We start from the raw sequence: 26,853 nt of genomic DNA on the forward strand, positions 1-26,853 counted from the left end.
GACGCGGAGGGCTCCCATCGGCTTGACAGCTCGCGAGATCAGGCCGCCGGCGGAAGCCGCCGCAGGATCTCCTGCAGCATCTCCCCATGCGACTTGAGCACCACGTCCTGCCCGTCCAGCCGCTCCTCCACCCGCGTCATACGGGTGTTGAGCTCAGCCACGTCGGTCTTGAGCGTGATGATCTCACTCTTGACCTCGGCCATATCGCTCTTGAGCGTGGACACGTCGCTCTTGAGCGTGGACACGTCGCTCTTGAGCTCGGCCACGTCACTCTTGAGCGTGGTGACATCGCTCTTGAGCTCCGAGACGTCGGTCTTGAGCTCGGCCACATCGGTCTTGAGCTCCGAGACGTCGTTCTCCAGACGCCCCATTCGCGTCTTGAACTCGGACATCTCGTCCTTGACGAGTGCCATGTCCTTCTTGACGAGTGCCATGTCGGTCTTGACGAGTGTCACGTCGGTTCTGACGTGTGCGACGTCGTCACGCAGGGCCTTCACGTCGAAGGTCAGGTACGTGAGCATCTCGGTGGCACCCTGGTATCGGCCGAAGGCGACGCCTGCCAGGTGACTCACCCCTTTCATGCTGTCCTCCAGGGTCACGACCCTCTTCTCCAGCTCTACTGCGGTCGTCAACGTACCAGTTCCTCTCGGGGGTGGAGGGTGATGTTCCAGGCACAGAGAGTAGCGAGTCGCGGGGTCTCTTTCGGGCATCGCAAGCCCCGAATTTTCCGCCGAATCCGGCTCGGAAGATGACACGCCATACACGGGCGGAAAGTCCTCCGCCTTGGTGTGGCTGGAGCCTCCCGGACATGATGGACAGTCATGACGGAGATCAGGGACCTTACCGAGGCTGACCTGCGGGATATTGCCGCGATCTACGGCCACTACGTGAACGGCAGTGTGGCCACCTTCGACGAGACGCCGCCCGGCGTGGACGCGTGGCGGGCGAAGGCGGCCGAGATTTCGGGGGCGGGGCTGCCGTTGGCTCCTCCAGCTCGACCTGCGCTGAGCGGTCAGCCCGAGGGCCGCGCGGTGCGGGTGTGCGACGGGGTCGAGGCCATCGGCGACGGGCTGGGCAGGACGACGCGCAGGTGCGGGCCCAGCAGCGTGGCCCACGAGCGGGCCATCTTCGCGTATTCCTTCTCGCACTGGGCCGCCCGCTCCACCGGCAGTTCCCGATTCGCCACCAGTGGCAGGAACGCGTTGTGGTTCGACCCGTACAGGTAGCACATCATGTTGTAGTAGCGCTGGCCGCTCAGCGAGTGCTCGTCGGCGAAGGCCTCCTTGTCCAGTGGCTGACTCTCGGCCTCCTGTGACATCCGCCCCCACGCCTCGATGGTGCTCATGATGCCCGTGTAGTCCCGCTGTTCCTCCGCGCCGGTGATGAGCACCAGTGCCGAGAGCTGGTCGACCGCGTCCTCCTCCTTGCCGGTGGTGGGCAGGTCGTACAGGTCGATCAGCGCATGACCCAGCTCGTGGTAGAAGATCCCGTTGAGCGCGCCGACCGTGCTCTCGTCGAGTTCCTTGGGCGTGGGCCCGGCCGTCTGCCCCGGGGCCGGCTTGGCGAAGAGCTCCCGCAGGAAGGCGCCCAGCTCGTAGCAGATGGTGATCGACTTCCCCTGGGGGTCGTAGAAGGCGTCGGCCGTGCCGCACTGCTCGGCGATCACCCGGACATTGACCGGCGGGATGAACCCGTCGTTGGCCGTCTCCGCCCAGTGCTGCACGAGCTGGCGGTCGCGCATCAGCTTCTGCACCATCAGCAGGCTCCCGGCGGTGGCCCGCTCGTACACGGGGATGAACCGGTACGCCGGGGATGGGCTCGGCGACCTGGTCGCCGTCTGACCTGCGGTGTTGGACGGGGTGGCGGGCGCGGCCCCCTGCGGCACGGTCGTCCCGCAGGCGCCGGTCGCGAGCAGTCCGGCCAGGAGAAGGCACGCTCTACGCATCATGTGACCAATCGTAAGCGGAGCGTAGTCATCACCATTCTGACGGGTGGCATTAACTCCTAGGTCGCCGACCTTGGCAGTATGGAGGGTGTGACCCTCGTAGACCGCCTGCCTGAAGAGATCGACGCCGACCCCGACGCCATATTCGACGCGTTCGTCGCCTGGAACGCCGAACGGGGGCTCACTCTCTATCCCGCCCAGGAGGAGGCGCTGATCGAGGTCGTCTCGGGAAGCAACCTGATCCTGGCCACCCCGACCGGTTCGGGCAAGAGCCTGGTCGCGGCCGGCGCGCACTTCACCGCGCTGACCCGGGACATACGCACCTTTTACACCGCGCCGATCAAGGCGCTGGTGTCGGAGAAGTTCTTCGACCTGTGCGCGATCTTCGGCACCGAGAACGTCGGCATGATGACCGGCGACGCCAGCGTCAACCCCGGCGCCCCGATCATCTGCTGCACCGCCGAGATCCTGGCCAACGTCGCGCTGCGGGACGGCGCGGGCGCCGACATCGGCCAGGTCGTCATGGACGAGTTCCACTTCTACGCCGAGCCCGACCGCGGCTGGGCCTGGCAGGTGCCGCTGCTGGAGCTGCCGGACGTGCAGTTCATCCTGATGTCGGCCACGCTCGGCGACGTCAGCATGTTCGAGCAGGACCTGACCAGGCGCACCGGCCGCCCCACCTCGGTGGTCAAGCACGCCGAGCGCCCGGTGCCGCTGATCTACTCCTACCGGATGACGCCGCTGCACGAGTCCCTGGAGGAGATGCTCAGCACCGGCCAGGCGCCCGTCTACGTGGTGCACTTCACCCAGGCCGCGGCCATGGAGCGGGCGCAGGCGCTGATGAGCATCAACATGTCGTCCAAGGCGGAGAAGGAAGCGATCGCCGCCATGATCGGCAACTTCCGCTTCACGACGCGGTTCGGCCGCGCGCTGTCCCGCCTGGTACGCCACGGTATCGGCGTGCACCACGCGGGCATGCTGCCCAAGTACCGGCGGCTGGTGGAGCGGCTGGCCCAGGCCGGACTGCTGAAGGTCATCTGCGGCACCGACACGCTCGGCGTCGGCGTCAACGTGCCGATCAGGACCGTGCTGTTCACCGCGCTGTCGAAGTACGACGGCAACAAGGTGCGCAGGCTGCGCGCCCGCGAGTTCCACCAGATCGCCGGGCGGGCCGGCCGGGCCGGGTACGACACGATCGGCTATGTCGCCTGCCAGGCGCCCGACCACGTCATCGAGAACGAGAAGGCGCTGGCGAAGATCGGCGACGACCCCAAGCGGCGGCGCGGCTACGCCCGTAAGAAGCCGCCGGAGGGCTTCGTCGGCTGGAGCGAGGAGACCTTCGAGAAGCTGCAGACGGCCGAGCCCGAGCCGCTCAACTCCCGCTTCAAGGTCAGCAACGCGATGCTGCTCGCGGTGATCAACCGGCCGGGCGACTGCTTCAAGGCGATGAAGCACCTGCTGACCGACAACCACGAGGACCGCAAGTGGCAGCGGCGGCACATCAGCCAGGCCATCGCGATCTACCGTTCGCTGCTGGCCGGCGGCGTGGTCGAGCAGCTCGGCGAGCCCGACGAGCAGGGCCGCAGGGCCCGCCTCACCATCGACCTGCAGGACGACTTCGCGCTCAACCAGGCGCTGTCCACGTTCGCGCTGGCCAGCTTCGAGCTGCTGGACAGGGAGTCGCCGGGGTACGCGCTGGACATGGTCTCGATCGTGGAGTCCATCCTCGACGACCCCCGCCAGATCCTGTCCGCCCAGCTCAAGAAGGCCAAGGGCGAGGCCGTCGCGGAGATGAAGGCCGACGGCATCGAGTACGACGAGCGGATGGAACTGCTCGCCGAGATCATGTATCCGATGCCGCTGGCGGACCTGCTGCTGGGCGCCTACGAGACCTACCGCCGGGGTCACCCGTGGGTCGGCGACTACACCGTCAGCCCCAAGTCGGTCATCCGCGACCTGTACGAGCGCGCGATGACGTTCACCGACTACATCCAGTTCTACGAGCTGGCCCGCTCCGAGGGCACGGTGCTGCGGTACCTGGCCGACGCCTACCGGACGCTCAGCCGTACCATCCCCGAGCATCTGAAGACCGAGGACCTGGTCGATCTGATCGAGTGGCTCGGCGAGATCGTCCGGCAGGTGGACTCCAGCCTCATCGACGAGTGGGAGAAGCTGGCCAACCCCGACGAGGCGCTGGAGAAGGAGCGGGAGCTGGAGTCCAAGGTACGGCCCGTCACCGGCAACCCGCGGGCGTTCCGGGTGCTGGTGCGCAACGCGATGTTCCGGCTGGTCGAGCTCACCGCCCTGGAGAAGGAGGCCGAGCTGGAGGAGCTGGCCCCCGACGTCGACTGGGGCGCGGCGCTGGACGCCTACTACGCCGACCACGAGGAGATCGGCACCGACGCCGACGCGCGGGGGCCCGGCCTGCTGCGCATCGAGGAGGAGAAGGAGCTGTGGCGGGTCCGCCAGGTCATCAAGGACCCGGCGGGCGACGGCGACTGGGGCATCGACGCTCAGGTGGACCTGGCGGCCTCGGACGAGGAGGGCCGCGCCGTCCTGCACGTGCTGGGCCTGAACCGGCTCTGAGGGAGGACCCTTGATGCGTGTGCCGGAGCGGACTGGCAAGGACGCTCCGGCACACGCCTTCCTCTAGTCTCCGTTTCGCGGTTTCACGATCGGGTCATCACCGTGTCCCAAGATCGGGACATACCTGTCAGCCGCAGGTCGCGACGGTGCAGACCTTCGCGATCATCTTCTTGGCGTCCTTGGTCTGCTGGGTGAAGTCGGCCTTGGCCGGCTTGCCCCACTCCCCCGCCTGCGCGTAGACGAGCAGGGCGCTGCCGCGCCGCGCCACGATGGCCCGCTCGCCGCCGATCCCGGCCTTGCGGCCCTGGTAGATCTGGCCGGTGAGGGCCAGCCCCTCGTCGCCGAGCGCCGCGCCCGTCGCGGAGAAGCGGTAGGCCGAGCCGGGCGACTTGACCGACGGGCAGGCCGTGACCGCCTGCCGCAGGTCCGCCATGGCCTTGGTGGCGGCCGCGGCCGAGGAGTAGAGGATCACCTGCTCGGACTTCTGGAAGTCCGGCACCGACGTGAAGATCACCGTCCGGGCGGCGGTACGGCCCGCCGTACCGAGGTCAGCCTTGCCGCAGGGGTTCGCGATCAGCCTGACCGTGGTGCGGCGGTCGACCTCCCAGTTGGTCTCGGGGTTGTCGTCCTTCTTGGCGGCGGCCTTCTCGTACAGCAGGAAGCCCTTGGGGATGCCGGCGACCGCGAGAGCGGGCGCGGCGGCGGCGGCGGTGAGAGTGGCGCCCGCGAGCACGCCAGCGATCAGGATCTTGTGGTTCACGCAAATGAGACGCTCGATACCCGCTCATGGTTCAAAATAGGGGGATGGCCGATGAAGAGATCAGGAGGGTCCTCGGGCTCCTCTACCAGGACGACACGCTGCGCACGTTCGCGGCGCTCATTCTCGGCACCGAGTCGGGCCTGACCGGCGACGGCCCGCGGCTGGCGCTCGACCGGCTAGAGCGCGGCGGCCTGGTCACCCGTGACGAGGAAGGGGCCTGGAAGGCGCGTCCCGAGCGCTTCCGCGAACTGCTGCACCTGACGGCGCAGCCCGCGCCGGCGGCCACGCCCGAGGAGAGGCTGCTGCAGAGCTTCCTGGTGGAGGGGCGGCTGCGGGCCATCCCCACCAAGCGCGACAAGCGGCTGGTCGTGCTGCACCACATCGCCGGGATCTTCGAGCCGGGGACGCGCTACCCGGAGAAGGACGTCGACGTCGCCCTGCGGGCCTTCCACGACGACTACGTGGCGCTGCGCCGCCATCTCATCGAGGAGGAGCTGCTGAGCAGGCGGGACAACGTCTACTGGCGCAGCGGCGGACACGTCGAGGTCTGAGCGGTCTTCTAGCGTGGACCGACGCTAACCGAAGTACTTCTTGGACCCGTCGTGGAGTTGCACCGGGTCGGTCTGCACGGCCGTCTCCTTGGTGATCTGCTTGGCCGAGGCGTGGACGGCGGCCAGTTCGCTCTGCCGGTCGAACAGCAGCCCGGTCAGGCTCTCGGCGAGGACGGGGTCCATCTTCTCGTGGACCACGAGGAGGTTGGGGACCACGATGGTGGGGGCGTCGGCGGGCGTGCCGTACACGTCCTTGGCGATGGTGCCCGCGCTGTAGACGGGGCCGTGGGTGGCCCGCATCTTCGGCAGCAGGTCCGTCAGCGGGACGAAGGCGACCTTCTCCTTCAGGCTGGTGAACAGGTCGGTGATACCGGGGGTGGGCAGGCCGCCCGACCAGACCAGGGCGTCGAGGGTGCCGTCCTTGATGCCCTGCACGCTCTCGGGCAGGCCCAGCGACTGCTTGGTGATGTCCGTGGCCGGGTCGAGCCCGGCCGCCTCCAGCAGGCGCAGCGCGATCACCTCGGTGCCGGAGTTGGGCGAGCCGGTGGAGACGCGCTTGCCCTTCAGGTCGGCGATCGACTTCACCCCGGACTCGGCCGTGGCGACGACCTGGGTGGAGTTGTTGTACAGCCGGGCGATCGCCCTGATCGGCTGCGGCGCGGTGAACGCGCCCTTGCCCGCGACCGCGTCGGCCGCCGAGTCGGCCAGTGTGAAGGCGATGTCGGAGTCGCCCTTCACCACCCGCTGGATGTTCTCCACCGAGGCGCCGGTGGCCTCGGCGGTGGCCTGGTAGCCGGGCAGGTTCTTGCTGATCTGGTCGGCGAGGCCGCCGCCGAGGATGTAGTAGACGCCGGTCGTGTTGCCGGTCGCGATCGACAGCCGCTTGCCGCCGCCCGTCTGCTCGGCCTGCTGGGCCGAACGGTCGCCGCCGCACCCGGCCAGTGCCACCACGCCCGCGACGAGCGCCGCGGACAGTGTGCGCAACCTCATGTGGTTCTCCTCTTTCGCAGGATGAGATGGACGGCGAGCGCCGCCACGGCGAGACCCGTCCCAGCCAGCACCGGCACGGGTGAGAGCACGAGCAGCAGGAGCGCGGCCACCGCGCACAGCACCCGCTCCACCGGCCCCGCCGGACCGGCCAGCCAGCCGCCGGTGGCCACCGCGAGTGTCGCCACCGCCAGCGCGGAGGCGGCCAGCGTCCAGGCGATCTGTCCCGGCGAGCCGATGCCGAGCAGCGCCTCCCCGGCCGGGGTGAGCACGAACGCGAAGGGCACCAGGAAGGCGGGCAGGGTGTACTTCCAGGTGGCGATCATCGTCCGGTGCGCGTTGCCGCCGGTGATCGCCGAGGCGGCGAACGCCGACAGCGCCGTCGGCGGGCTGACCTCCGACAGCACGGCGTAGTAGAAGATGAACATGTACGCCTCGGGGGAGCTCACCCCGAGCTTGGTCAGCGCCGGCCCGATGATCACCGCCGCGATGACGAACGACGCCGTCACCGGTACGGCCAGCCCCAGCAGCAGCACCGCCACCGCGCAGAGCAGCGCCGTGACGGCCAGCACGCCGCCCGCCAGCCCCACGATCAGCGAGCTCACCTTGAGCCCGAGCCCGGTCAGCGTGACCACCGCGACGATCGTGCCCGCCGCCGCGCAGGTCACCGCCACGGGCAGCACGCTCTTCACCCCGGCGGCCAGTGCCTCGGCCGCCCTGCGCGGGGTCAGCCGGTGCTCGCGGTCCAGGAAGGACAGCGCGAAGGCCAGCAGCGTCGCGTACACCACGGCCCGGAACGGCGACTGGCCGAGCGCCATCAGGATGACGATCACGAAGAGCGAGCTGAAGTGGTAGCCGAAGCGCTTCAGCAGCGGCCACAGGCGGGGGGCGTCGACGGTGACCGGCTGCGTGCCGTACCTTCTGGCGTCCATCTCGATCGCCAGGAAGATGCCCAGGTAGTACAGGAAGGTGGGGATGATCGCGTAGAGCAGGACGGTGAGGTAGCTGACCCTGAGGTATTCGGCGATGATGAACGCCGCCGCGCCCAGGGTCGGCGGGGACAGGATCGCGCCGATGCCCGCCGCGGCCAGCACGCCGCCGCCCTGTTCACGCGGGTAGCCGGCGCGTTTCAGGATCGGCCAGGCGACGCTGCCGACGCTCACCGTGGTCGCCACGCCCGAGCCGCTGACGGTGCCGAGCAGGAACCCGGCCAGGGTGACCGTACGGCCGGGAGCCGAGCGCGAGCGGCGGAAGGCGGCCAGCGACACGTCGACGAAGAACTTGCCCGCGCCCGAATGGTCGAGCACCGCGCCGTAGATCGTGAACAGGATGATGTACGTGGCCGCCACGTCGAGCGGCACGCCGTAGATCCCGTCGGTGCCCATGGTGAACGCCACCGCGATCCGGTCGACGTCGTAGCCCTTGTGCCCGATCGGCCAGCTCAGCGGCAGCCACCCGCCCCAGTAGGCGTAGGCGATGAAGCCCAGGCAGACCGCGGGCAGGATCCAGCCGACGGTGCGCCGGGCCCCTTCCAGCACCAGCGCGGTGATCGTCAGACCGGCCGCCACGTCGAGCGCGGTCGGCTCGGAGGCCCGCCGGATGAACTCGTCGAACACCGCCAGCGGGTACAGGCAGGCGACCAGCGCGAGCGCGGCCAGCAGCCAGTCGGCCACGCTGGGCCGCCGCTTGTCACGTCCGAAACAGACGAACACCAGCGGCAGGACGACCGCGAGGAACCCGATCCGGTACGGCTGGACCGCCCCGGGAAAGAACGTCCACCACAGCACGTACAGCGACAGTCCCAGCGCGACGAGCGTGACCGCCCCGGCCACCCACCCGGTCAGCCTGCGCACAGGGCGCTCGGCGTCGTACTCGGCGATCAGTTCGTCGGCGGTCGTGCTCAAAGGCTCCCCCGCGGTGGTGCCGTGCGTTGAAGGGCACGCTACGCCGAGCTTTGACCGACCGCTGTCATCTCCGGATCACAGTCTTGTCACTCTGGGCGGTCAGCCTCCGGAGATGCCCGACTCGGCGTCTTCGGGCACGACGCCGTCCCACGGGTCGTCGAGCCAGCCGTCCGGCAGGTGCACCCGGTCGCGCTCGCCCGACTTGCCGCGCGGGGTGTCGGTGTTGGGCGGCCACGGCTGGTCGCGCTCCAGCTTGGCCAGGCTCTCCCGCAGCCCGTCGAGCGACTCGGCGGTGGCCAGTTCGCGGCGCAGCTCCGTGCCCACGGTGAAGCCCTTCAGGTACCAGCCGACGTGCTTGCGGAAGTCGGCGATCGCGTACCGCTCGACGTCGAAGACCTCGGTCAGGCCCTCGGCGTGCCTGGCCATCACGTCGGCCACCTCGCCGAGCGACGGCGTCACCCGCTCGCCGCCGCCGTTGAACGCGGTCTCCAGGTCGCGGAACAGCCAGGGCCGGCCGAGGCAGCCGCGCCCGACCACCACGCCGTCGCAGCCGGTCTCGGCCACCATGCGCAGCGCGTCGTCGGCGCACCAGATGTCGCCGTTGCCGAGCACCGGGATCTCCGGCACCGCCTCCTTGAGCCTGGCGATCGCCGACCAGTCCGCGGTCCCGCCGTAGTGCTGCCGCGCGGTGCGCGCGTGCAACGCGACCGCCGCCACGCCTTCCTCCACCGCGATCCGCCCGGCGTCCAGGTAGGTGAGATGCTCCTCGTCGATCCCGATCCGCATCTTCATCGTCACCGGCAGCGCCCCCGCGTTCGCCACGGCCTGCCGCAGGATGCTCCGGAGCAGATTCCTCTTGTACGGCAGAGCCGACCCCCCGCCCCGGCGCGTCACCTTGGGCACCGGACAGCCGAAGTTGAGGTCGATGTGATCGGCCAGGTCCTCCTCGGCGATCATGCGCACCGCCCTGCCCACGATGCCCGGGTCCACGCCGTACAGCTGGATGCTCCGGGGACGCTCCGAGGCGTCGAACCTGATCATCTTGAGTGTCTTCGGGTTGCGCTCGACCAGGGCCCTCGTCGTGATCATCTCGCACACGAAGAGCCCCGCGCCCTGCTCGCGGCAGAGCACCCGGAACGGCGCGTTCGTGATGCCCGCCATCGGCGCCAGCACCACCGGCGGCCACACCTCAATCGGCCCAATCTTCACCTGTCAAGTTCTAGCGCAGGTCGGGCCTCAAGCGTTATTCGCCGGTAGGCGGTGACCTCCGGCGACGACATCCGGGAGGCCAGGGATGCTCCTGCGGCTGCGGATCGCGTCGCCCGGCCGTCCGGGCTCTGCGAGCGGGCGCGGAGCCTGCCGGCGATCGATCGCGGCGTCGCCAGGCAACTCCGCAAGTCGGAGTGATTACGCAACCACCCGGAAAACCCGCTAGAGTTTCCTTCGTCGCCGTAAGGCGGCAACGCGGAAGTGGCTCAGTGGTAGAGCATCACCTTGCCAAGGTGAGGGTCGCGGGTTCGAATCCCGTCTTCCGCTCGGAGAGGTCGTGTTTCAGGCCTCACTCGGTGGAGTGGCCGAGAGGCGAGGCAGCGGCCTGCAAAGCCGTCCACACGGGTTCAAATCCCGTCTCCACCTCGGACGATTAGCTCAGCGGGAGAGCGCTTCCCTGACACGGAAGAGGTCACAGGTTCAATCCCTGTATCGTCCACCACCTGGAAACGCGGGTCAGAGGATTCCTCTGGCCCGCGTTTTTCGTGTTCAGGGGGATCTGGCGTGGAACCCCGGGCGTTTACGCCCGGGAGGAAACGACTGCGAGGGAGGGCTCCAGGCCCGGGCGGTGCCGTGACAGTTGGTTCACGTGAGCTGCTCAGCCCGGCCGTTTCTGGTTCTCGATGTACTCTTCGATGATCGACGGCGGGGCGCCGCCGCAGGAAGCGGCGAAGTAGGACGGGGACCAGAAGTGCCCGCCCCACAGATATCGGCGGACGTGCGGGCCGAACTCTTTGCGCAGGAGCCGGGCCGAGACGCCTTTGAGGGAGTTGACCAAGACCGACAGGGCGACTTTGGGCGGGTAGCAGACCAGCAGACGCACGTGATCGTGCTCGCCGTTGAATTCGACCAGGACCGCGCCGAAACTGTCGCATACCTCGATCATGATGTCTTCGCAGCGGCGCAGGATCTCGTCGGTGAACACCTCGCCCCGGTATATGGGCGTAAAGACCAAATGGGCGTGGAGGCTGTGGACGACGGTCCTGCCTCTGCGGATATCGGGGTTCGGTTCCCATCGCGGTGACATGGACCGAATGATAGTTTGTTCGATTGTGAAACTGGTGGTGCAGGTGAAGCTCCTGCCAACGCCTGAGCAGGCGGCGGCGCTGGAGGCGACCCTGCGCGGCTGCAACCAGGCCGCCGATCTCGTCGCGCGGACCGCGTTCACCACCCAGATCACCCGCGAGTACGACCTGCGCAAGCACACCTACACGGTGCTGAAGGCGCGTGGTCTGGACGCTCAGGCCGCCCAGCACGTGATCAAGAAGGTCGCCGACGCCTGCACCACACTCAAGGCCAACCTGCGGGCCGGCAATCTCGGGCCGCCGGGATCGCGGCGGCGCACCCGCGCGATGAGCAAACCGATCGCCTTCCGCCCGCACGCCGCCCAGCCGTATGACGATCGCTGCCTGTCGTGGCAGATCGAGGCGCGCACGGTGTCGATCTGGACGATCGCCGGGCGGCTACGCGGTATCGCGTTCACCTGCTCGGAGCGGCAGCTGGCGATGCTGGTCGCGCACCGCAAAGGCGAGTCGGACCTGGTGTCACGGGACGGCATGTGGTTCCTGATCGCCACCTGTGACCTACCCGACGTCCCGGTCGCCGAGCCGAAGGGATTCCTCGGCGTGGATCTGGGCATCGCCAACATCGCCACCACCGGCGACGGGACCCGGCACACGGGCCGGGGCTTGAACGCGGTCAGGCACCGCAACCGGGAACTGCGCCGCCGGTTGCAGGCCAAGAAGACCAAATCCGCCAGACGGCTGCTGAAGAAACGCCGCCGGGCCGAGGCCCGGTTCGCCGCCGACACCAACCATGTGATCGCCAAACGCATCGTGACCGAGGCAGAACGCACCGGACGCGGGATCGCCCTGGAAGACCTCCAGGGCATCCGCGAGCGGGTACGGCTTCGCAAGCCCCAGCGGGTCACACTGCACTCCTGGAGCTTCGCCCAACTGGGTGGCTTCATCGCCTACAAGGCCCGACGGGCCGGGATCGCTCTCATCCATGTCGATCCGGCCTACACCAGCCAGGAATGCTCGGCCTGCGGGCACACCGATCGGGCCAACCGGCCAGAACAGGCCGTCTTCTCCTGTACGTCGTGCGGTTTCGCTGAGCACGCCGACGTCAACGCAGCCCGCAACATCGCCGCACGCGGTGTAGCGGGCTGGGCAGTGAGTCACGCTGCCTGACGCGGACCAGACCGTCGAAGCCATCGACGGCGAGGAACTGCAAGCTCGGTCACTTACGGCCGAGAAGCTGACGGCAGCCGGAGGATGTCGCGGGCGGTCATCAGGGCGAAGCCGAGCAGGTTCAGGCCCGGCCAGGTGGAAGGGGAGGCGGCGCGGTCGTCTTTGCCGATGCCCCAGATCCGGTCGACGGGGCTGGCCTCGACCAGCACCCGGCCGTGGGTGGCGAGCAGGAAGTCCCGGGATGCCCCGCCGAACTTGGCGGTACTGCCCCGGACCACGATCTCGTAGCGGTGGCCGGTCCACACCTGGTCGTCGAACCCTCGGACGGCGCGACCCAGCTTCTTGGCCTCGCCCGGATGGGACGCGTTCAGGATCTTCGTCGCGGTGTCGGCGTCACCGAACAGCCACGCCTTGTGCGCCATCATGTAGTGCTCGGCGGAGCGGTACAGGTGACCGTCCTCGGTGAACTCCACCGGCCACCACTGGCTCAGACAGCCCGCCCCGACGCGCCGTGGCGCGCGGGCTGGTGCCCCCAGAAGGGCAGATAGCGCAATCGCCGGCCGGCTCGTTCGGCGGCGATCGCCTCCTCGACGGAATGGGGCAGCTTCAAGATCTCCGACACTCCCATACGGTGACATATCCGCACACGGACGGGCCATCGGATTTCGCGGCTCTACGCTGGGCCGATGAGGCGCGCAGGCGCGTCTGGGTGATCGGGGAGCGCGGCCCTGGACTGGGCCGATGGGATTCGCCAGGCGTGTCGGGAAGGTGTCGGGGTGATCGGGTATCAGCTCGTGTCGGAGGCCGCGCCCGCGCGGTGGCTGGTGGACCGGATCGGGGAGTTCGGGGTGGATGTGCGGTCGGTGACGCCCGCCGGGTTCGAGGCGTACGCGCGGCTGTTCCATCCGGCCTACCTGGACGGGCGGGAGGTGTCCTGGCGCGAGGTCGCCGAGGCCAGCGGCCATGTCGCGCATCCCGGGATGCAGTGGCCGTCCATCACCGACAGCCTCCGTTTCCTCTCCCACGACGACCAGCCGGGGCTGTGGGACCAGCCTCCGGACGAGGGCACCCTGCCCGCCGGCCCGGCTCAGCGGCTGTCGGCTGAACTCGCCCGGCACACCTCGACCCCGGACACGTGCTGGTACGCCGTCTGGGACGGGTTCGGCGGCGTGCCGGTGCCGGCGGGCGCGGCCCGCTTCGAGATCCCCGGCCGGGGGATGTTCCTGCTGCGTGGCACCGTGGCGACCATCGCGGAGGCGCCGCCGCTGGACGGCTGGGAGCAGCGGCCGAACCTGTGGTGGCCCGACGACCGCGCCTGGTGCGTCGCCACCGAGATCGACTTCATGACCACCTACGTCGGCGGCTCGGCGGCGGCGATCGCGGGACTGCTGGCCGTACCGGGGCTGGAGATCTGCGAGGTGGATCCCGGTACGGGCATCGGCTTCGACGGAGACACCCTCAACCCGCGCCCGGCCCGGTAGCGGGCGTGCCGGTCCGCCTTGCCGCCGGACGGTGGTCGTCGCGGAGAGGTCACCTGATCGGGGCGGCTCCCGTGGCCCCGGCGAGGAGTTCCTCGTAGGCGATCGGGCTGGTCGTCTCGCAGCCGAGGCGGTGGCCGGTCAGGTCGCCGTGGTCGTCGCTCGCCCCGGTGGCCACCAGGCCCAGGTCCCCGGCCAGGCCGCGTAGGTGGGCGCGTTCCTCCTCGTCGTGGTCCGGGTGATCGGCCTCCACGCCGGACAGCCCGGCACCGGCCAGCTCGGCGATCCACTCATCGGGCACGACCCGGCCGCGTCTGGCCGCCTTCGGATGGGCGAGCACGGCGACGCCCCCGGCGGCCCGCGCCAGCCGTACGGCGTGGGCGGGGTCGGGGGCGTGGCGGCGGACGTGGGCGCGCCCGCCGGTGCCGATCCACTCGGCGGTGAACGCGTCGGCGGGCCGGGCGACCACGCCCAGGTCGGCCAGGACGCGGGCGATGTGCGGGCGGCCGACCACGCCGCCGTCGGCGACCGCGGCCACAAGCTCCATGGTGATGGGCACACCCAGCTCGGCCAGGTGGGCCACCATCGCCGACGCCCGGTCGTCACGGGCCTCCCGGATGCGGACGCACTCGGCGGCCAGGGCGGGCTCGTCGTGGTCGGCCAGGTAGACCAGCAGGTGGATGCTCATGCCGTCCCTGCGGCAGGACAGCTCCATGCCGGGCACCAGGGTCAGGTGGCCGTCGAGCGCCTCGGCGGCGGCCTCGATGCCCCCGGTGGTGTCGTGGTCGGTCAGGGCCAGGACGTCCAGCCCGGCCGCGACCGCCCGCCGTACGACGTCGGCGGGCGGTTGCGTGCCGTCGGAGGCGGCACTGTGACTGTGGAGGTCGATGCGCACGGTCCCATCCTGGCCGAGGCCGGTCAGGAACTGTAGGCCTCCAGCTCCGAGAGCTGGGCGGCGGCCCAGCCGGTGTTGCCGGTGACGTCCAGGCGCAGGTACCTGGCCGCGATCGTGTCCGGCAGGGTGATCGTCACCTTGTTGCCGGGCGCGGGGTCGAAGGGGTGGTCCCCGGACTCCACGGCGGTGCGGTACGTCGTGCCGTCCGTGCTGGTCCGTACCGACAGCGTCTGCGTGCGGGCGGCCCACGACATGGCGGGAGGCAGGCGCAGCACGAGGCGCTTGACGCCCAGGGTGCTGCCGAGATCGACGGTGAGCCGCTGCGGGAAGGACCACGAGGGGCTCTCCCAGTAGCTGCCGCGGCGAATCATGGGCTGAGCCAGGGGGCCCGGACGGGTCAGGCGCGTCAGGACGGGGGTGGGCTTGAGCAGGTCGAGGGGGTTGCCCGGGGCGGCAGGGTCGGCCAGGGCCGCCAGTTCGTTGCGGATCATCAGCTGGTGGGCGAGCATGACGGAGCCGCCGGGCTTGAGCTTCATGGTGGCGCGGTAGGCCGTGCCGACCTGGTCGTGGTCGATCGCGTCGGTCAGCGCCGACAGCGTGCCCGCGCCCACCTTCGCGTCGCCGGTGAAGCGTTCCGTGAACGTCTTGCCCACCTCGGCGATGCGCGGCAGCACGCACACCACGTTGACCGGCTGGTCGGTGGCGGCGGCGGGTTTGCGCAGGCCGACGCCGTACAGTTTCACGCCGCCCGGCTGGGCGGGGGCGAGGATGGTGGCGGCGGCGACGTCGCCCAGGCACTCGGCGACGGCGGCGTGGTCGGCGCTGCCGGACAGCGGCGCGTCGCCGCCGAGGGCGGCGGCCACCGGCGAGGCGGCGGAACCTGCCGCCAGCACCTCGCCGGTCACCACGACCTGGTTGAGCTGGTTGAGCAGGCCCAGCCTGGTCAGCGGGCCGTCCATGCTGACCGCGTGGTCGGCGGCCATCGACAGGCCCTCCTGGCCGCCGATCGTCCGCGGCTTGGCGCCCAGGGCGACCAGCTTGTCGTGGACGGCCCCGGCGTCGATCCCGCCTTCGACGCGCAGCGCGGTGTTGGGCGGGGTGCCGATGATCACACCCCGGTCGGCGAGGTACGCGTTGATGCCGGTCGGACCGGCCAGGGCTTCGGCGCGCATCGCGATGTCGCCGAAGCCGGACAGGACGGCGGACTGCCAGGGGCCCTTGCCCGGACCCTGGTCGGTGACGGCGCCGAGGGCGCGCCAGTGGGCCATGTCACCGTACTCCAGGTACTCGGCGGCGGGGCCCGCGGCGGACAGCCGGGTCATCAGGTCGCGCAGGCCGCCCTTCAGCGGCTGCTCGCCCGCGGGCGACGTGCCCTGTCGCGACTGGCCGTCCGCGCAGCCGGTGATCAGCGTTCCCGCCAGCGCGACGACCCCCGCCAGGAGGTACGCACGCCGAAGCGCCTCTCTTCCCACCATCTCCCCCGACTTCACCCCTGGTAACGACATGCCAGGGCATAGGCTAGTGCCAGACATGTCGCCGCGCGCTTCTTCCTTTCCCGCCGCTCTCAAATAGACGCGGCCCCCGATACCGAGCCGCTATCTATTGTCGTAAATATCCTGATTTAGCCGGATGAAGCTGGCGGCTGTTGTGCCGCGTCGCTCCGGGTTGCCTTGCCTACCGGGTGCCTACGGCTGGCCTGAGACGCTGAGAAGCGCAATAGTGTCTGCCAAAGGGGGCGTATGCCTCCTGCCCGTCATCGTCACTTCTCGTTTAGGGATCGCCTTGTACGACCAGCAGCCCCCGCCGTACGGCCAGCAACAACCCCCGCCCTACGGCCAGCAGCAGCCGTCCTCCCCGCAGGCGCCCTACGGCCAGCCCGCCTACGGTCAGCCGTCGCAGGAGCAGCCCGGGTACCCGCAGCCCGGATACGCGCAGGAGCAGCCCGGCTACGGCCAGCCCGCGTACGGGCAGCCGTCGCAGGAGCAGCCCGGATACGCGCAGCCCGGATACGCGCAGCAGCCCTACAGCCAGCCGGGCTACCCGCAGCAGCCCTACAGCCAGCCCGGGTACGCCGAGCAGCCGCCGTCGGCCGTGCAGGACCCGTACGGCTGGCAGCAGCAGTCAGGCGCCCAGGCGGCCCCGGTGCCCTACGGCCAGCAGGTGCCCGGCCCGTTCTCCCAGGCCCCCGTCGCGCCGTACGGCCAGCCGTACGGGGCCCCGCAGGTGCCGCGCAAGGAACCGGCGATCTCGCTGCTGCTGTCGTTCTTCTTCCCCGGCGTGGGCACGCTGGTCAACGGCGACACGGGCAAGGGGGTGGGCATCCTGGCCGGGTACATCGCCTGCCTGTTCTTCGGCGTCCTGCTCTCGTTCATCATCATCGGCATCTTCCTGTTCCCGGTGGCCTTCGGCCTCTGGATCTGGGGCATGGTCGACGCCTACCAGGGTGCGGTGAACTACAACCGCCGCCACGGCCACGCCGCCTAACCCCCAACCCCGCCCGCGACCCCCGGGCCTCCCAGCCGCACCAGCGAGGCGGAGCCACCGCACCTCCGCCCCCGCGCCCCTCCCCACCCAGTACCGGAATCGCCGCTCCTCCCCCTCGGAGCGCGATCCCCACTCCCTCACCCGGCGACGCTCCCCGCCTCACCCGGCGACGCTCCCCGCCTCACCCGGCGACGCTCCCGTCTCGCCGGCGACGCTCCCGCCTCAACGGCCAAAGCCCGGCGTCAACGCACACGCCTCTGCCCATCGACGGCCAGACAGCCTCCTCCCTTCCCATGCGCTCCCCGCAGCGAGCTTCACGGCCGCCCGCTGGTAACGTCTCGCGCATGTTAAGGCGTTACCTGATCGGTTCGGTCGTGGCGCGTACCGGGGATGAGATGTCGCGCGCCGTACGAGGGCTGCCGCGCTCACCGGACGGCATGCTGTTAGCGAGTGTCCTGGTGATGGCCGCGGGAATGGCGGCGGCAGGGTTCGCGGGATCCTTCGCGCCCCTGGTGGCGGCGGTGGCGCTCGTCGGCGCCGGCGAGGGTCCGCAACTCACGGCCCTGTTCGCGGTACGGCACCGCGAGGCCCCGCCCGCCCTGCGCAGCCAGATCTTCACCACGGGCACCAGCCTGAAGATCACTTCCTTCGCGGCGGGCGCGGCCCTCGCCGGCCCCCTCACCTCCCACTCATCCGCCACCGCTGTCCTGACGGGCGCGCTCCTGCAACTCCTCGCCGCCGCGACGTTCATCACCCTCAGCCCACGCCCCCACGGAACAACCTGAGGCCCAGCGCTTTCCAGAGGCCGATGCCATCGAGCGTCCTACGCCGAGGGCGGCCGGGAGGCCCGGTGGGCGGCCACCCGTTCGCGGGTGGCGCAGCGGGTGCTGCAGAAGCGGCGGACGCTGCCCCCGCCCACGTCCAGGTACGGCCGCCGGCACGTGCGGGACGCGCACAACCCGCCCGGGAAGCGCTGGTGATCGGTGAGCAGCACCGCGAACGACAGCGCCGATGAGGCCAGGAACCACTCCGCCCACGGCGCGTCGTCGCCGCCGTCGACGTGCAGGTGCCAGGAGGTGGTGCCGCCATGGCTGGTCAGGCGGGGCGAACCCGTGCTCTGTGACAGCAGGTCGTTCAGCAGGCGGGCCGCCGCGGCGGGGGTGGGGGCGGCGAGGACGGCGACCAGGACGGCCGCCGCGGCGCGCATCTCCTCGACGTCGCTCTCGACCAGCTCGAACGGCCCCTTCTCACCGTGCTCGCGCAGGATGCGCCGCACGCCTTCCACACCGGCCTGCTGATGGAGCAGCGCGTCGCAGAGCACCACGGCCCTGCGCGCGACGGCCTTGGTCGAGTACACGTCCACGCCCGCAGGGTAACCCTCAACCGCCCCGTGGAGCGTTACAAAACGCCGCACGCCCGACATACAACCGCGCGACCCGCCTGGCCGGTGTCCAGGCGGGTCGCGGACGCATGGGTCATCCCCCGCAGGCCGCGAAGGAGTAGCTGTCGCGCAGCACGGTGTAGGAGTCGCGAGTCCGGCTGTGCCCGTTGGCCGCGTCGAACTGCACGATCCTCATCTTGGTGGCCCCGGACCCCCCGTGCGTCAGATGCGCGGTCACCTGCTCCTCCCCGGTCCAGGCGACCCGGTCGACGCCGTACCCCGCGGGCAGTTTGATCCGGTGCTTGGCGACGACCTCGTCGGTGCGCAGGTTGTAGAGCACCAGCAGGGGCTTGCGACTGGCGACGAGAACGGCGACCGTCTCCCCGTCGGGGCTCAGCGCCTGCACCCCGTTGTTGGCGATGATCTGCGGCGGGACGCGGGTCAGCAGGAACCGGCCGGTGTCGTCGTAGACGCGCAGCTCCGTGGTGGTCTCCTCCGCCCCGACCGAGGTCATCACCTCGCCGCCGTCACCGCTGAACCCGGTGAAGCTCTCGTCGCCCGGCAGCGCGCCGAGCGTGATGCCGGACACGGTGTCGTACAGCAGCGTCGTGGCGCGCTTCTCCCCGGCCACGATGGCGGCCAGCCTGCGGCCGTCGTTGGACAGCTCGAACGTCACGTTGAACTGGTGGGTCCGCCTGGGCAGTGCCGTCTTCGGCATCAGCTTCACGTGCCCCGCCGCGTCGCGGATGGCGAGCCTGCCGTCCTTCTTGCGGAAGTAGGCGAGCGTGCCGCCGTCGCCGCTCACCGCGATCGGCGCGGTGCCCTCCGACGGTTTGCCGTTCGCGTACAGCGCCGTGACCTGGGCGTCCTTGAGCGGCTTGATCGCGCCGCTGTGGGTGACCAGCCGCCAGGGGCCGCACGGCGTGCTCACCTCGCGCACCGTGCACGCCTTGACGGAGACGTAGCGGACGTGTTCGCCGTGCGGCCCGGCCGCGGCGGTGCCCTGCAGTCCGGCCGCCAGGACGAGCGCCGCCGCCGTGATGGTGAATGCGATCCTCATGTCCTTCACTCCCCCGCCGTGTTCCAGCTGCCGACCCTCGCGCGAATGGTGTAGCGATCTTCCTGTTCGAGCGCGCCCGTGGTGACGTCGACGGTGACGACCCGCACCTTGACCGCCTCCCCGTCGCCGCCCGTGTACGTCTTGACGGTGAGCCGGTCGGGTCCGCTCCATCGCGCGGAGTACACCGAGACCGTCGGCGAGATCGCGACCTCGACGGCGGGCGACAGCTCGCCGGTCGCCAGGTCGTACAGGCGCAGGCGCGGTTTGGCGCCCGTCTGCTCGTTGCCGGGGCCGAGCGCGGCCACGGTGTGGCCGTCGGCGGCCAGCGCGAGCGTGCCGCTGTTGGCCACGGCCTGCGGCGGCACCCGCCTGATCGCCGAGCCGTCAAGCCTGTGCGCGGTGTACCTGGTGGTGTTGTCGGACAGGATGCGCCCGCTCAGCACCTCGTCGCCGTCGCCGCTGAACCGGAGACTCTCCTCGCGGGCGGGCAGCTTGGTGATCGCGCCGGTGGCCAGGGTGAGCACCCTGGACGGCTCGCGGCCGGCGTCCTCGAGGTACTCGACCAGCACCCGATCCCCCGAGGGGGAGAGTGAGACCCACAGGTCACTGGTGCCGATCCCCTTCGGCACCAGCGACCTGGGCAGTTCGCGCGCCGGGCTCCCCGAGACCCGGCGCAGCACGAGGCGGTGGTCACCGGCCCGCTCGTAGACGAGCCACTGTCCGTCGGCGCTGACCGCGTACCTCGCCGGATCCGAGGTCGTGCGCCCTCTCCGGTCCACGGCCCGGGCGGCGGCGCCGGAGACGACGCGCTCGCGCCCGCTGCTCATCAGCAGCCGCAGGGGCCCGCAGGGGTACTCCGTGTCATGCCTGTCGGTACAGGCCTTGATCCACGCGGCGCGAGCCGTGTCGGCCTGCCGTGCGTGTGCGGTGGCGGGCACTGTCGCCACCCCGCCCGTGACCGCCAGCGCGAGGAGCGCGGCGGCCGTGGTGGTGTGCCTCATGGCGTGGTCCTTTCGCTCACCTGTTGGACATCGCGGTGAGCGTCAGGGTTGGTCACAGGTCGGACACGAAGCGCTACGGGAGCGGGCGGCGTCCCGGGAAGCCGAGTTCGGTGCGGTGGTACCAGCCGAGCGAGGTCTCCCCCTCGATCCAGCACAGGCGCACGGAGACGCCGTCGAGCACGGCGGGGAAGTCGATGAGGACCGGCGCGATGCCCTTGACCTCGATGCCCGCCCCGGTCCAGCGGCTCAGGACCTCCTCGATGCGGGCCTCGATGCCCTTGATCTCGGCCAGCCCGCCGAGCGGGGAGGTGCCCGACTGCTGGCGGTCGTAGGCGATCTCGGCGAGGTCGGCGCGGGCGGCGATCAGCTCGCGGGCCTCCTCCATGATCGTCGGGATCAGCGAGCGCGCCTCGTCGAGCGTGAAGATCCTGTCCATCCTCGAACGTTATCGGCTCGGCTGGTAGGCGGCTGCCACCGCGCCCGCCGGGTTCTCCTCGCGAACGGTGGCCGCGAGGAGAACCCTTTCCGCACGCTCGTGCGATAGATGTGGTGTGAGCTTCTTACCCCCGTGGCGACGGAGCCCTCCCCCGCCGGTCACCCCCGGCGACGACGACGCGGAGCTGATCGCCGCGATCGGCGCCGGGAGCATGGCCGCGCTGCGCGTCCTGCACCGGCGGCACGCGCCGTGGCTGCGGGCGCGGCTGGCCCGCCGCTGCGCCGACCCGGACGCGGTCGACGACGCGCTCCAGGACACCTTCATGGCGGTCTGGCGCTCGGCGGCGCGCTTCGAGCCCGCCGCCGGGGACGCGGCCGCGTGGCTGTGGACGATCGCGCTGCGCCGGCTGGTGTCCGCGCTGCGCGGCCGGGAGCGCGCTGGATCGGCGCCGGCCACGACCTGGACCCCGCCGACGAGGCCCTGGGCTCGGTCGCCTCGGCCGAGGACCTGGTACTGGTCGGCGTGGAGCACGGCGACGTCGGCTCGGCGCTGGAGCGGCTCTCCCCCGAACTGCGCGCGGTCATCGAGGCCACCGTGCTCGACGGCCTCACCGTCCGTGAGGCCGCCCACGTCCTCGGCATCCCCGAGGGCACCGTCAAGACCCGCGCGATGCGAGCGAGGGCGCGGCTGCGGGAGGAACTCGCATGAACGCCTGGCACGTCCACGCCGACCTGATGGGGCGCTACCTGTCCGGGTCGCTGGATCCGGCGCTGGCCATGTCGGTCGACGCGCACCTCGGAGGCTGCGCGGCCTGCCGGGCGGCGGTGCCGTACGAGGAGGAGTGGCTGGCGGGGGGCTGGCAGCGGCTGGCCGACGAGGCGGGGCTGCCCGCGTCGGGGCCGGCGGAGCGGCTGCTGCTGCGGGCCGGGCTGCCGGGCCATCTGGCGCGGCTGGTGACGGCGACGCCGACGCTCAGCAGGGCGTGGCTGGTCGCCGTGGTGGCCGTGCTGGCGTTCGGGGTGATCGCGGCCAGACAGACCGACCAGGCGCTGCCGCTGTTCCTGGTACTCGCGCCGGTGCTGCCGCCGGCGGGCATCGCCGCCGCGTACGGCCCGCGCGTCGACCCCGCCCACGAGATGCTCGCGGCCACCCCCCTGTCGGGGGCGCGGCTGCTGCTGACCCGCTCCACGGCGGTGCTGGCCACAGCGTTCGCGCTGGCGGGCCTGGCCTCGCCGCTGCTGCCCGCGCCGCCCTGGCTGAGCGCCGCCTGGCTGCTGCCCGCGCTGGCGCTGACCTCCGGCTGCCTGGCGCTGTCCACGCGGGTGCCGCTGCCGCTGGCAGCCTTCGCCGCCGCGGGGCTGTGGCTGACCGGCGTCGCCGCCGCGGCCGGCGCGGCCGGCGACTGGCGCGTCTCCTTCCATCCCGCGGCCCAGATCCTGTACGGCTGCGCCGCGCTCCTGCTCACCGTCCTCGCCTACCGGCGGCGCGACCGCCTCGACCCGGGGGAACCTCGTTGACCATCCACGTCAAGGGCCTGACCAAACGCTTCGGCCGCAAGCACGTCCTGAACGGCCTCGACCTCACCGTCACACCCGGCGTGACCGGGCTGCTCGGGCCGAACGGCGCAGGCAAGACCACCCTGCTGCGCTGCCTGGCCACCACGCTGGCCCCCGACGGGGGCTCCATGGACGTGCTCGGCCTGAACCCGGCCGACCGGGTGCAGCGCACCGAGCTGCGCCGCAGGCTCGGCTACTTGCCGCAGGACCCGGGCCACTACCCGCACTTCACCGCCTTCGACCTGGTCGACTACGTGGCGATACTCAAGGAGATCACCGACCGGCGCGAGCGGCACGCGGAGGTGCGCCGGGTGCTGGCCGAGGTGGACCTGTCGGAGCAGGCGAAGGTGCGCGTGCGCAGGCTGTCGGGCGGCATGCGGCAGCGCCTGGCGCTGGCCCAGGCGCTGCTCGGGCGACCCGATCTGCTGATCCTGGACGAGCCGACGGTGGGCCTGGATCCGGAGCAGCGCATGCGGTTCAGGGCGGTGGTGTCGAAGGTGGGCGAAAGCCGTACCGTGCTGCTGTCCACGCACCAGACCGAGGACGTCGCGGCGCTCTGCGAGCGGGTGGTGGTCATGGACGGCGGGAGCGCGGTGTTCGACGGCACGCCCGGCGGGCTCGCCGCGACGGCGGCGGGGCGGGTGTGGCTGTCGGAGGATCCACCGGACGCCGCGCGCCTGTTCTGGCGTACGGCCGACGGCCGCTACCGCACCCTGGGCGAGCGCCCGGCGGGCGGCGGGGCGGCGGAGCCCGGCGTCGAGGACGGCTACCTGCTGCTGCTCGGCGACCGTGCGCGGGTGGCGGCATGAGCGGGCTCGCGGTGCGCGCCGCCGCCCGGACGCGGCCGGTGGCGGCGCCCTGGCGGGTCTCGCGTGAGCTGTTCCTGCTGGAGGCGCGCCGTCTGGCGGGCAACCCGCTGCTGTGGGGCATGGCGGTGCTGGTGCTGGCCCTGCAGACGTACCTGAGCTGGGACCAGCAGCCGGACATGGGCATCGACCCGATCGCCGCGACGGGGACGGCGATGTGCCTGGCGGGGATGACACTGCTGGTGGCGAACCTGGCGGCGTCCCGTGACCGCCGGCACCGGATGCCGGAGAGCCTGGCCGGGCTGCCGTCCGGGGCCGAGCACCGGACCAGGGCGCTGCTGCTGGCCACGCCGCTCGTCGGCGGGCTGGTCGCGGGCCTGGTGCTCGCCCTCTATCTCGCGATCCGTTACCTGTCCGGCCCGGTGGCGGGCGGGCTCGACCCGCTGGAGCCGCTGACGGCGGTGGCCGCGACCGCCTTCGCCGCCGTGCTGGGCGTGGCGGTGGGCCGCTGGCTGCCGTGGCTGATCGCGGGACCGCTGGTGATGGCGACGCTGGGCTTCCTGATCTTCCAGAACTCGGTCAACGGCTCGATGGGCTGGTGGCTGCCGGTGATGCAGCGCCACGCCGTCGACTGGCCGGCGCGGCCGTCCGGCCCGCACCTGGTCTACGTGCTGGCACTGACCGCGCTGGCGGCGGGGGCCGCGCTGCTGAAGCACGGGCGCGGGAGGCTGCCCCTGCTGGCGGTGGTCGCGTCCGTCGCCGTCGCGGTGCCCACGGGGGCCACCGCGGCGGCGGTCGAGCCGGTCGACCTGCCCCGCGTGGGCGAGTTGGACCTCGACGACGTCGATCCGCGCGTGCGCGAGCGCTTCTTCGGGCCGCGGGCGCATCGCTGCGAGCGGCGCGCGGGGATCGTCTACTGCGCCTATCCCGAATACGTCTCGTGGATCCCGCTGTGGGAGAAGGACGTCGCCGGGCCGCTCGCGGGGGCGATCCCGCCGGAGCATCGGGCGCTGATCCCGCCGATCAGACAGCTCACCCCGACCTGGAGCCACGGCGAGGACTGGAAGGTCCCCGCCGCCCGCCCGCCGATGACCTGGAAGCAGGCGGACCGGGAGCGGACCGCCCAGCAGATCGCCTACGAAGTCCTGCGGTTCCGGAGGCAGTGCGACGCGCGCGGCCAGGCGCGCACCCTGGTGGCACTGTGGCTCGTCGGACAGGTGGGCAAGGTGGCCGAACCTGACAGGATCACCTGGCGCGGCCAGGTCATGGCCATGGGCGGGGTCGATTACGGCGCCGCCGAGGTCGGCTACGCCGGGCGGCTGCTCGCCGCCCCGGGCACGCGGGAGCGGCTGTGGGCGCACTGGGACACGCTCACCGGGCCGTCCACGACGATCGGGCAGGCGCTGCCGCTGCTCGGACTGAGGCAGGAGTTCCCCCTCTCACGACCGGGAGTCACACCATGCCGCTGACCTTGCGCGCCGGGCCGGAGGCGCCCGCCGTACCCACGTCTCGGCGGGGTTCGGGGCGGCGGGCGCGGGCCGCGCTCGCGCTGGCCGGGCCGCTCGCGCGGGCGATCGAATGGGCGCCCCTGGCCGCCGCCTCCGTCTTCACCCTGGGGCTGGTGTGGCTGGTCGAGGCGGGCCAGGTTCTGCACCCGTCGGTGGCGCTCGACCTCATGCGGATCGGCGGCACTCTGCTGGGCGGCGCGGCGGCGTTCGCGCTGGTCGACGCCATGGCGGCGGATGTGGACGCGGCCGCCCTGCCACGCTGGGTACGGCAGGGCCTGCGCTGCCTGCTCGCGGGTGGCGCCGCGGTCGTGGTGTGGTGCGCCGCGTTCGCCTCGCTGGTCGCCCGGATGCGGCCGGGGCAGCTCTTCCCGGTGGGCGACCTGCTCGTCGAGGCCGTGGTGTGCCTGGCGATCGGGCTGGCCGCGGGGGCGACCGCCGTCCGGTTCACCACCGGCCGGCAGGCCGCCCTGGCCGCGGTCGTCGTGCAGCTCGCGCTGGTGCTGGGCACCATGCTGCTGCCGGAGGGCCTGCAACTGTGGCCGCCGACCTGCGGGTACGGCGCCTGGGACGAGGCGCACCGGTTCTGGCTGCTGGCGCTGCCGGTGCCGGTGGCCTGGCTGGTCGCCTCAGGCCGGGACGTCCGCTGAGGCCGTGGTACGCCAGCGGCCCTTGAAGGCCGCCATGGAGACGAGGAAGACCGCCTGGCCGCCGATGGTGACCATGATCCAGACGCTCCAGCCGCCCGCGGTGACCACCAGCGGCGCCACCACCAGTAGCACCACGACCATGACGCGCACGACCATCCCCCACAGGCCGAGGGCGGCGCCCTGCAGGGCGGGCTGGACGTCCTCGGCGTCCTCGGAGAAGTTGGCCATCCACGGTACGTACGCGACGCCCAGGCAGAGGAAGACCACCGCCCACACGGCCGCGCCGTGGGCGGTGGAGACCGGCTGGCCGATGATGGTCACGAAGTAGCCGAGGGAGGCGATCGTCAGGATCGTGCCGGCCAGCGTGAACGGCTTGCGCAGTTGCAGCCGGTCGGAGACGCGGCCGACCAGGATGACGGCCAGCGCGTTGAGCACGATGCCGAGCGCGACCACGCCGTTGGCGCCGGCCGCCCGCAGGCCGAAGGAGTCGACCAGGATCGTCTGCCCGAAGATCGCCAGGGTCCAGTAGAGGATCTGCCAGCCGGTGTTGCCCAGCACGTGCGCCCACAGGTGGCCGTACCTGAGCAGTTCGCGCGCCTTGGCCGGGTCGATCTTCTCCTCGGCGCTGACCGCCGCCTCGGAGGTCATCACCTGCGCCCGCAGCGCGGCCGACGGTTCGGCGATCTGCCAGATGATGATCGCGCACAGCGTCAGCGAGACGACGCCCATGATGATCGCCTGCGACTCCCACCGGTTGCCGAACATCGGCAGCGTCAGGCCCGCGATCGCGGAGGCCAGGAAGGAGGCGCCGACGGGACCCCAGGTCCAGAAGCCGAACGCCTGCGCCCGGCCCATCCGCGGCGAGAAGTCGCGCACCAGCGACGCGGTGATGGTGATGCCCGCGCCCTCGATGAACAGCATCAGGCAGCGCACCGCGAACAGCCCGCCCACGCTGTCCACGGTGGCGAGCAGGAAGTTGCACGCCGCGGTGACGGTCAGCGTGGGCACCAGCAGCGTGACCCGCCCCCACTTGTCGGACAGGATCCCGCCGAACCCCGCGGAGATCCCCGCCACCAGCACCGACGCCGCCGCGATGAGTCCGTACTCCTCCAGCGACATGCCCAGGTCCTCGCGCAGCAGCGGGAGGATCGTGGCGAGCGTCGTCTCGAAGTTCGCGACCAGACTGGCCAGTACGGCTATCGCCAGCAGGCGGATGCGGCGGGCGCCTACGGGATACGTGTTCAGCTCGCGGACATAGAACGGCTTCATCCATCCTCCAGCGGAAGGACTTCGGTGGAAGGTCGCTCTAGAACGCGTTTCTAGTTGCTCCAAAATGTCCCGGTTAGCGGTTATTCGTCAATGTCGCATGGCATTACGATGTGATCTCGATCACATCCGGGTCGATGA

General features: G+C 71.1%; 26 protein-coding genes, 3 tRNA genes and 1 pseudogene. 15 read left to right on the forward strand and 15 right to left on the reverse strand.

Annotated features, from left to right (window positions below):
- Positions 1-38: 38 nt before the first annotated feature.
- Together ABZ911_RS08495 and ABZ911_RS08500 are read right to left on the reverse strand one after the other, a co-directional pair.
- Positions 39-632 (reverse strand): hypothetical protein, encoded by a 594-nt coding sequence (locus ABZ911_RS08495; protein WP_358053366.1) that lies wholly within the window; start codon positions 630-632, stop codon positions 39-41.
- A 380-nt stretch (positions 633-1,012) separates the two neighbouring features.
- Entirely contained in the window at positions 1,013-1,948 is a 936-nt protein-coding gene (locus ABZ911_RS08500; protein WP_358053369.1) for a DUF4344 domain-containing metallopeptidase, read from the reverse strand.
- A 78-nt stretch (positions 1,949-2,026) separates the two neighbouring features.
- On the opposite strand from ABZ911_RS08500, the gene ABZ911_RS08505 reads away from it, so the two are divergent.
- On the forward strand, positions 2,027-4,531 hold the full coding sequence (locus tag ABZ911_RS08505) for a DUF3516 domain-containing protein (protein ID WP_358053371.1): 2,505 nt from the start codon (positions 2,027-2,029) through the stop codon (positions 4,529-4,531).
- 127 nt (positions 4,532-4,658) lie between these two features.
- On the opposite strand, the gene ABZ911_RS08510 is transcribed toward ABZ911_RS08505, so the two are convergent.
- Complete coding sequence (locus ABZ911_RS08510) at positions 4,659-5,291, reverse strand: hypothetical protein (RefSeq protein WP_358053373.1); 633 nt, start codon at positions 5,289-5,291, stop codon at positions 4,659-4,661.
- A gap of 44 nt (positions 5,292-5,335) precedes the next feature.
- Between ABZ911_RS08510 and ABZ911_RS08515 the strand changes: the two genes are divergently transcribed.
- Positions 5,336-5,842, forward strand: coding sequence for a DUF2087 domain-containing protein (locus ABZ911_RS08515; protein ID WP_358053375.1), 507 nt, complete (start codon positions 5,336-5,338; stop codon positions 5,840-5,842).
- A 24-nt stretch (positions 5,843-5,866) separates the two neighbouring features.
- On the opposite strand, the gene ABZ911_RS08520 is transcribed toward ABZ911_RS08515, so the two are convergent.
- The 3 genes from ABZ911_RS08520 to dusB all read right to left on the reverse strand — a co-directional run bounded on the left by ABZ911_RS08520 (position 5,867) and on the right by dusB (position 9,942).
- Complete coding sequence (locus tag ABZ911_RS08520) at positions 5,867-6,832, reverse strand: TAXI family TRAP transporter solute-binding subunit (RefSeq protein WP_358053377.1); 966 nt, start codon at positions 6,830-6,832, stop codon at positions 5,867-5,869.
- Complete coding sequence (locus tag ABZ911_RS08525; protein ID WP_358053380.1) at positions 6,829-8,733, reverse strand: TRAP transporter fused permease subunit; 1,905 nt, start codon at positions 8,731-8,733, stop codon at positions 6,829-6,831. The genes ABZ911_RS08520 and ABZ911_RS08525 overlap by 4 nt, the downstream gene beginning before the upstream one ends.
- A gap of 99 nt (positions 8,734-8,832) precedes the next feature.
- Complete coding sequence (gene dusB, locus ABZ911_RS08530; protein ID WP_358053382.1) at positions 8,833-9,942, reverse strand: tRNA dihydrouridine synthase DusB; 1,110 nt, start codon at positions 9,940-9,942, stop codon at positions 8,833-8,835.
- 255 nt (positions 9,943-10,197) lie between these two features.
- Here dusB and ABZ911_RS08535 point away from each other — a divergent pair.
- The 3 genes from ABZ911_RS08535 (at position 10,198) to ABZ911_RS08545 (ending at position 10,444) form a co-directional block, all read left to right on the forward strand.
- Positions 10,198-10,269 (forward strand) — tRNA-Gly (locus ABZ911_RS08535).
- Between the two features lie 28 nt (positions 10,270-10,297).
- Positions 10,298-10,368: transfer RNA gene (locus ABZ911_RS08540), tRNA-Cys, on the forward strand.
- Position 10,369: 1 nt separating this feature from the next.
- A tRNA-Val gene (locus tag ABZ911_RS08545) sits at positions 10,370-10,444 on the forward strand.
- 156 nt (positions 10,445-10,600) lie between these two features.
- On the opposite strand, the gene tnpA is transcribed toward ABZ911_RS08545, so the two are convergent.
- Positions 10,601-11,029 carry an IS200/IS605 family transposase gene (gene tnpA / locus ABZ911_RS08550; protein ID WP_358053384.1) on the reverse strand — a complete coding sequence of 143 codons (429 nt, stop codon included), beginning with the start codon at positions 11,027-11,029 and terminating at the stop codon, positions 10,601-10,603.
- 43 nt (positions 11,030-11,072) lie between these two features.
- Here tnpA and ABZ911_RS08555 point away from each other — a divergent pair, with 43 nt between their 5' ends.
- Positions 11,073-12,194 carry a transposase gene (locus ABZ911_RS08555; protein ID WP_358053386.1) on the forward strand — a complete coding sequence of 374 codons (1,122 nt, stop codon included), beginning with the start codon at positions 11,073-11,075 and terminating at the stop codon, positions 12,192-12,194.
- Between the two features lie 53 nt (positions 12,195-12,247).
- Here the strand turns inward: ABZ911_RS08555 and ABZ911_RS08560 are convergent, their stop codons facing one another.
- Entirely contained in the window at positions 12,248-12,667 is a 420-nt protein-coding gene (locus ABZ911_RS08560) for an NADAR family protein (RefSeq protein WP_358053389.1), read from the reverse strand.
- Between the two features lie 303 nt (positions 12,668-12,970).
- On the opposite strand from ABZ911_RS08560, the gene ABZ911_RS08565 reads away from it, so the two are divergent.
- On the forward strand, positions 12,971-13,675 hold the full coding sequence (locus ABZ911_RS08565) for a hypothetical protein (RefSeq protein ID WP_358053391.1): 705 nt from the start codon (positions 12,971-12,973) through the stop codon (positions 13,673-13,675).
- Positions 13,676-13,724: 49 nt separating this feature from the next.
- On the opposite strand, the gene ABZ911_RS08570 is transcribed toward ABZ911_RS08565, so the two are convergent.
- The gene (locus tag ABZ911_RS08570; protein WP_358053393.1) at positions 13,725-14,567 is read right to left on the reverse strand and encodes a PHP domain-containing protein; all 843 of its coding nucleotides are present in this window, start codon (positions 14,565-14,567) and stop codon (positions 13,725-13,727) included.
- Between the two features lie 23 nt (positions 14,568-14,590).
- Positions 14,591-16,042 carry a discoidin domain-containing protein gene (locus tag ABZ911_RS08575; protein WP_358053395.1) on the reverse strand — a complete coding sequence of 484 codons (1,452 nt, stop codon included), beginning with the start codon at positions 16,040-16,042 and terminating at the stop codon, positions 14,591-14,593.
- 307 nt (positions 16,043-16,349) lie between these two features.
- Between ABZ911_RS08575 and ABZ911_RS08580 the strand changes: the two genes are divergently transcribed.
- Together ABZ911_RS08580 and ABZ911_RS08585 are read left to right on the forward strand one after the other, a co-directional pair.
- Complete coding sequence (locus tag ABZ911_RS08580) at positions 16,350-17,051, forward strand: hypothetical protein (RefSeq protein WP_358053397.1); 702 nt, start codon at positions 16,350-16,352, stop codon at positions 17,049-17,051.
- 344 nt (positions 17,052-17,395) lie between these two features.
- Positions 17,396-17,836, forward strand: a complete 441-nt coding sequence (locus ABZ911_RS08585) for a hypothetical protein (RefSeq protein WP_358053399.1) — start codon at positions 17,396-17,398, stop codon at positions 17,834-17,836.
- Positions 17,837-17,874: 38 nt separating this feature from the next.
- Here the strand turns inward: ABZ911_RS08585 and ABZ911_RS08590 are convergent, their stop codons facing one another.
- The 4 genes from ABZ911_RS08590 to ABZ911_RS08605 form a co-directional block, all read right to left on the reverse strand.
- Positions 17,875-18,414 (reverse strand): CGNR zinc finger domain-containing protein, encoded by a 540-nt coding sequence (locus ABZ911_RS08590; protein WP_358053401.1) that lies wholly within the window; start codon positions 18,412-18,414, stop codon positions 17,875-17,877.
- A gap of 112 nt (positions 18,415-18,526) precedes the next feature.
- The gene (locus tag ABZ911_RS08595) at positions 18,527-19,492 is read right to left on the reverse strand and encodes a hypothetical protein (RefSeq protein ID WP_358053403.1); all 966 of its coding nucleotides are present in this window, start codon (positions 19,490-19,492) and stop codon (positions 18,527-18,529) included.
- A 5-nt stretch (positions 19,493-19,497) separates the two neighbouring features.
- Positions 19,498-20,493 (reverse strand): hypothetical protein, encoded by a 996-nt coding sequence (locus ABZ911_RS08600; protein WP_358053405.1) that lies wholly within the window; start codon positions 20,491-20,493, stop codon positions 19,498-19,500.
- Positions 20,494-20,566: 73 nt separating this feature from the next.
- Entirely contained in the window at positions 20,567-20,929 is a 363-nt protein-coding gene (locus ABZ911_RS08605) for a DUF2203 domain-containing protein (protein WP_358053407.1), read from the reverse strand.
- Positions 20,930-21,140: 211 nt separating this feature from the next.
- On the opposite strand from ABZ911_RS08605, the pseudogene ABZ911_RS08610 reads away from it, so the two are divergent.
- The 6 genes and pseudogenes from ABZ911_RS08610 to ABZ911_RS08635 all read left to right on the forward strand — a co-directional run.
- Positions 21,141-21,305 (forward strand): annotated as a pseudogene (locus ABZ911_RS08610) (sigma factor); the annotation flags it as partial.
- A gap of 2 nt (positions 21,306-21,307) precedes the next feature.
- The gene (locus tag ABZ911_RS08615; RefSeq protein WP_358053409.1) at positions 21,308-21,637 is read left to right on the forward strand and encodes a sigma-70 family RNA polymerase sigma factor; all 330 of its coding nucleotides are present in this window, start codon (positions 21,308-21,310) and stop codon (positions 21,635-21,637) included.
- The gene (locus ABZ911_RS08620; RefSeq protein WP_358053411.1) at positions 21,634-22,446 is read left to right on the forward strand and encodes a zf-HC2 domain-containing protein; all 813 of its coding nucleotides are present in this window, start codon (positions 21,634-21,636) and stop codon (positions 22,444-22,446) included. Before ABZ911_RS08615 ends, ABZ911_RS08620 begins: the two co-directional genes overlap by 4 nt.
- Positions 22,443-23,294: an ABC transporter ATP-binding protein gene (locus ABZ911_RS08625; protein ID WP_358054019.1), complete on the forward strand. Its 852-nt coding sequence runs from the start codon at positions 22,443-22,445 to the stop codon at positions 23,292-23,294. Before ABZ911_RS08620 ends, ABZ911_RS08625 begins: the two co-directional genes overlap by 4 nt.
- Positions 23,291-24,760, forward strand: a complete 1,470-nt coding sequence (locus ABZ911_RS08630; RefSeq protein ID WP_358053414.1) for a hypothetical protein — start codon at positions 23,291-23,293, stop codon at positions 24,758-24,760. The genes ABZ911_RS08625 and ABZ911_RS08630 overlap by 4 nt, the downstream gene beginning before the upstream one ends.
- A complete protein-coding gene (locus ABZ911_RS08635) occupies positions 24,751-25,446 on the forward strand; it encodes a hypothetical protein (RefSeq protein ID WP_358053416.1) in 696 nt (231 codons plus the stop codon). The genes ABZ911_RS08630 and ABZ911_RS08635 overlap by 10 nt, the downstream gene beginning before the upstream one ends.
- Here ABZ911_RS08635 and ABZ911_RS08640 read toward each other — a convergent pair.
- On the reverse strand, positions 25,426-26,715 hold the full coding sequence (locus ABZ911_RS08640) for an MFS transporter (RefSeq protein ID WP_358053418.1): 1,290 nt from the start codon (positions 26,713-26,715) through the stop codon (positions 25,426-25,428). The genes ABZ911_RS08635 and ABZ911_RS08640 overlap by 21 nt on opposite strands.
- Between the last annotated feature and the right edge of the window lie 138 nt (positions 26,716-26,853).

This window comes from Nonomuraea sp. NPDC046570 (genome assembly GCF_040645915.1).
Classification (GTDB): Bacteria; Actinomycetota; Actinomycetes; order Streptosporangiales; family Streptosporangiaceae; genus Nonomuraea.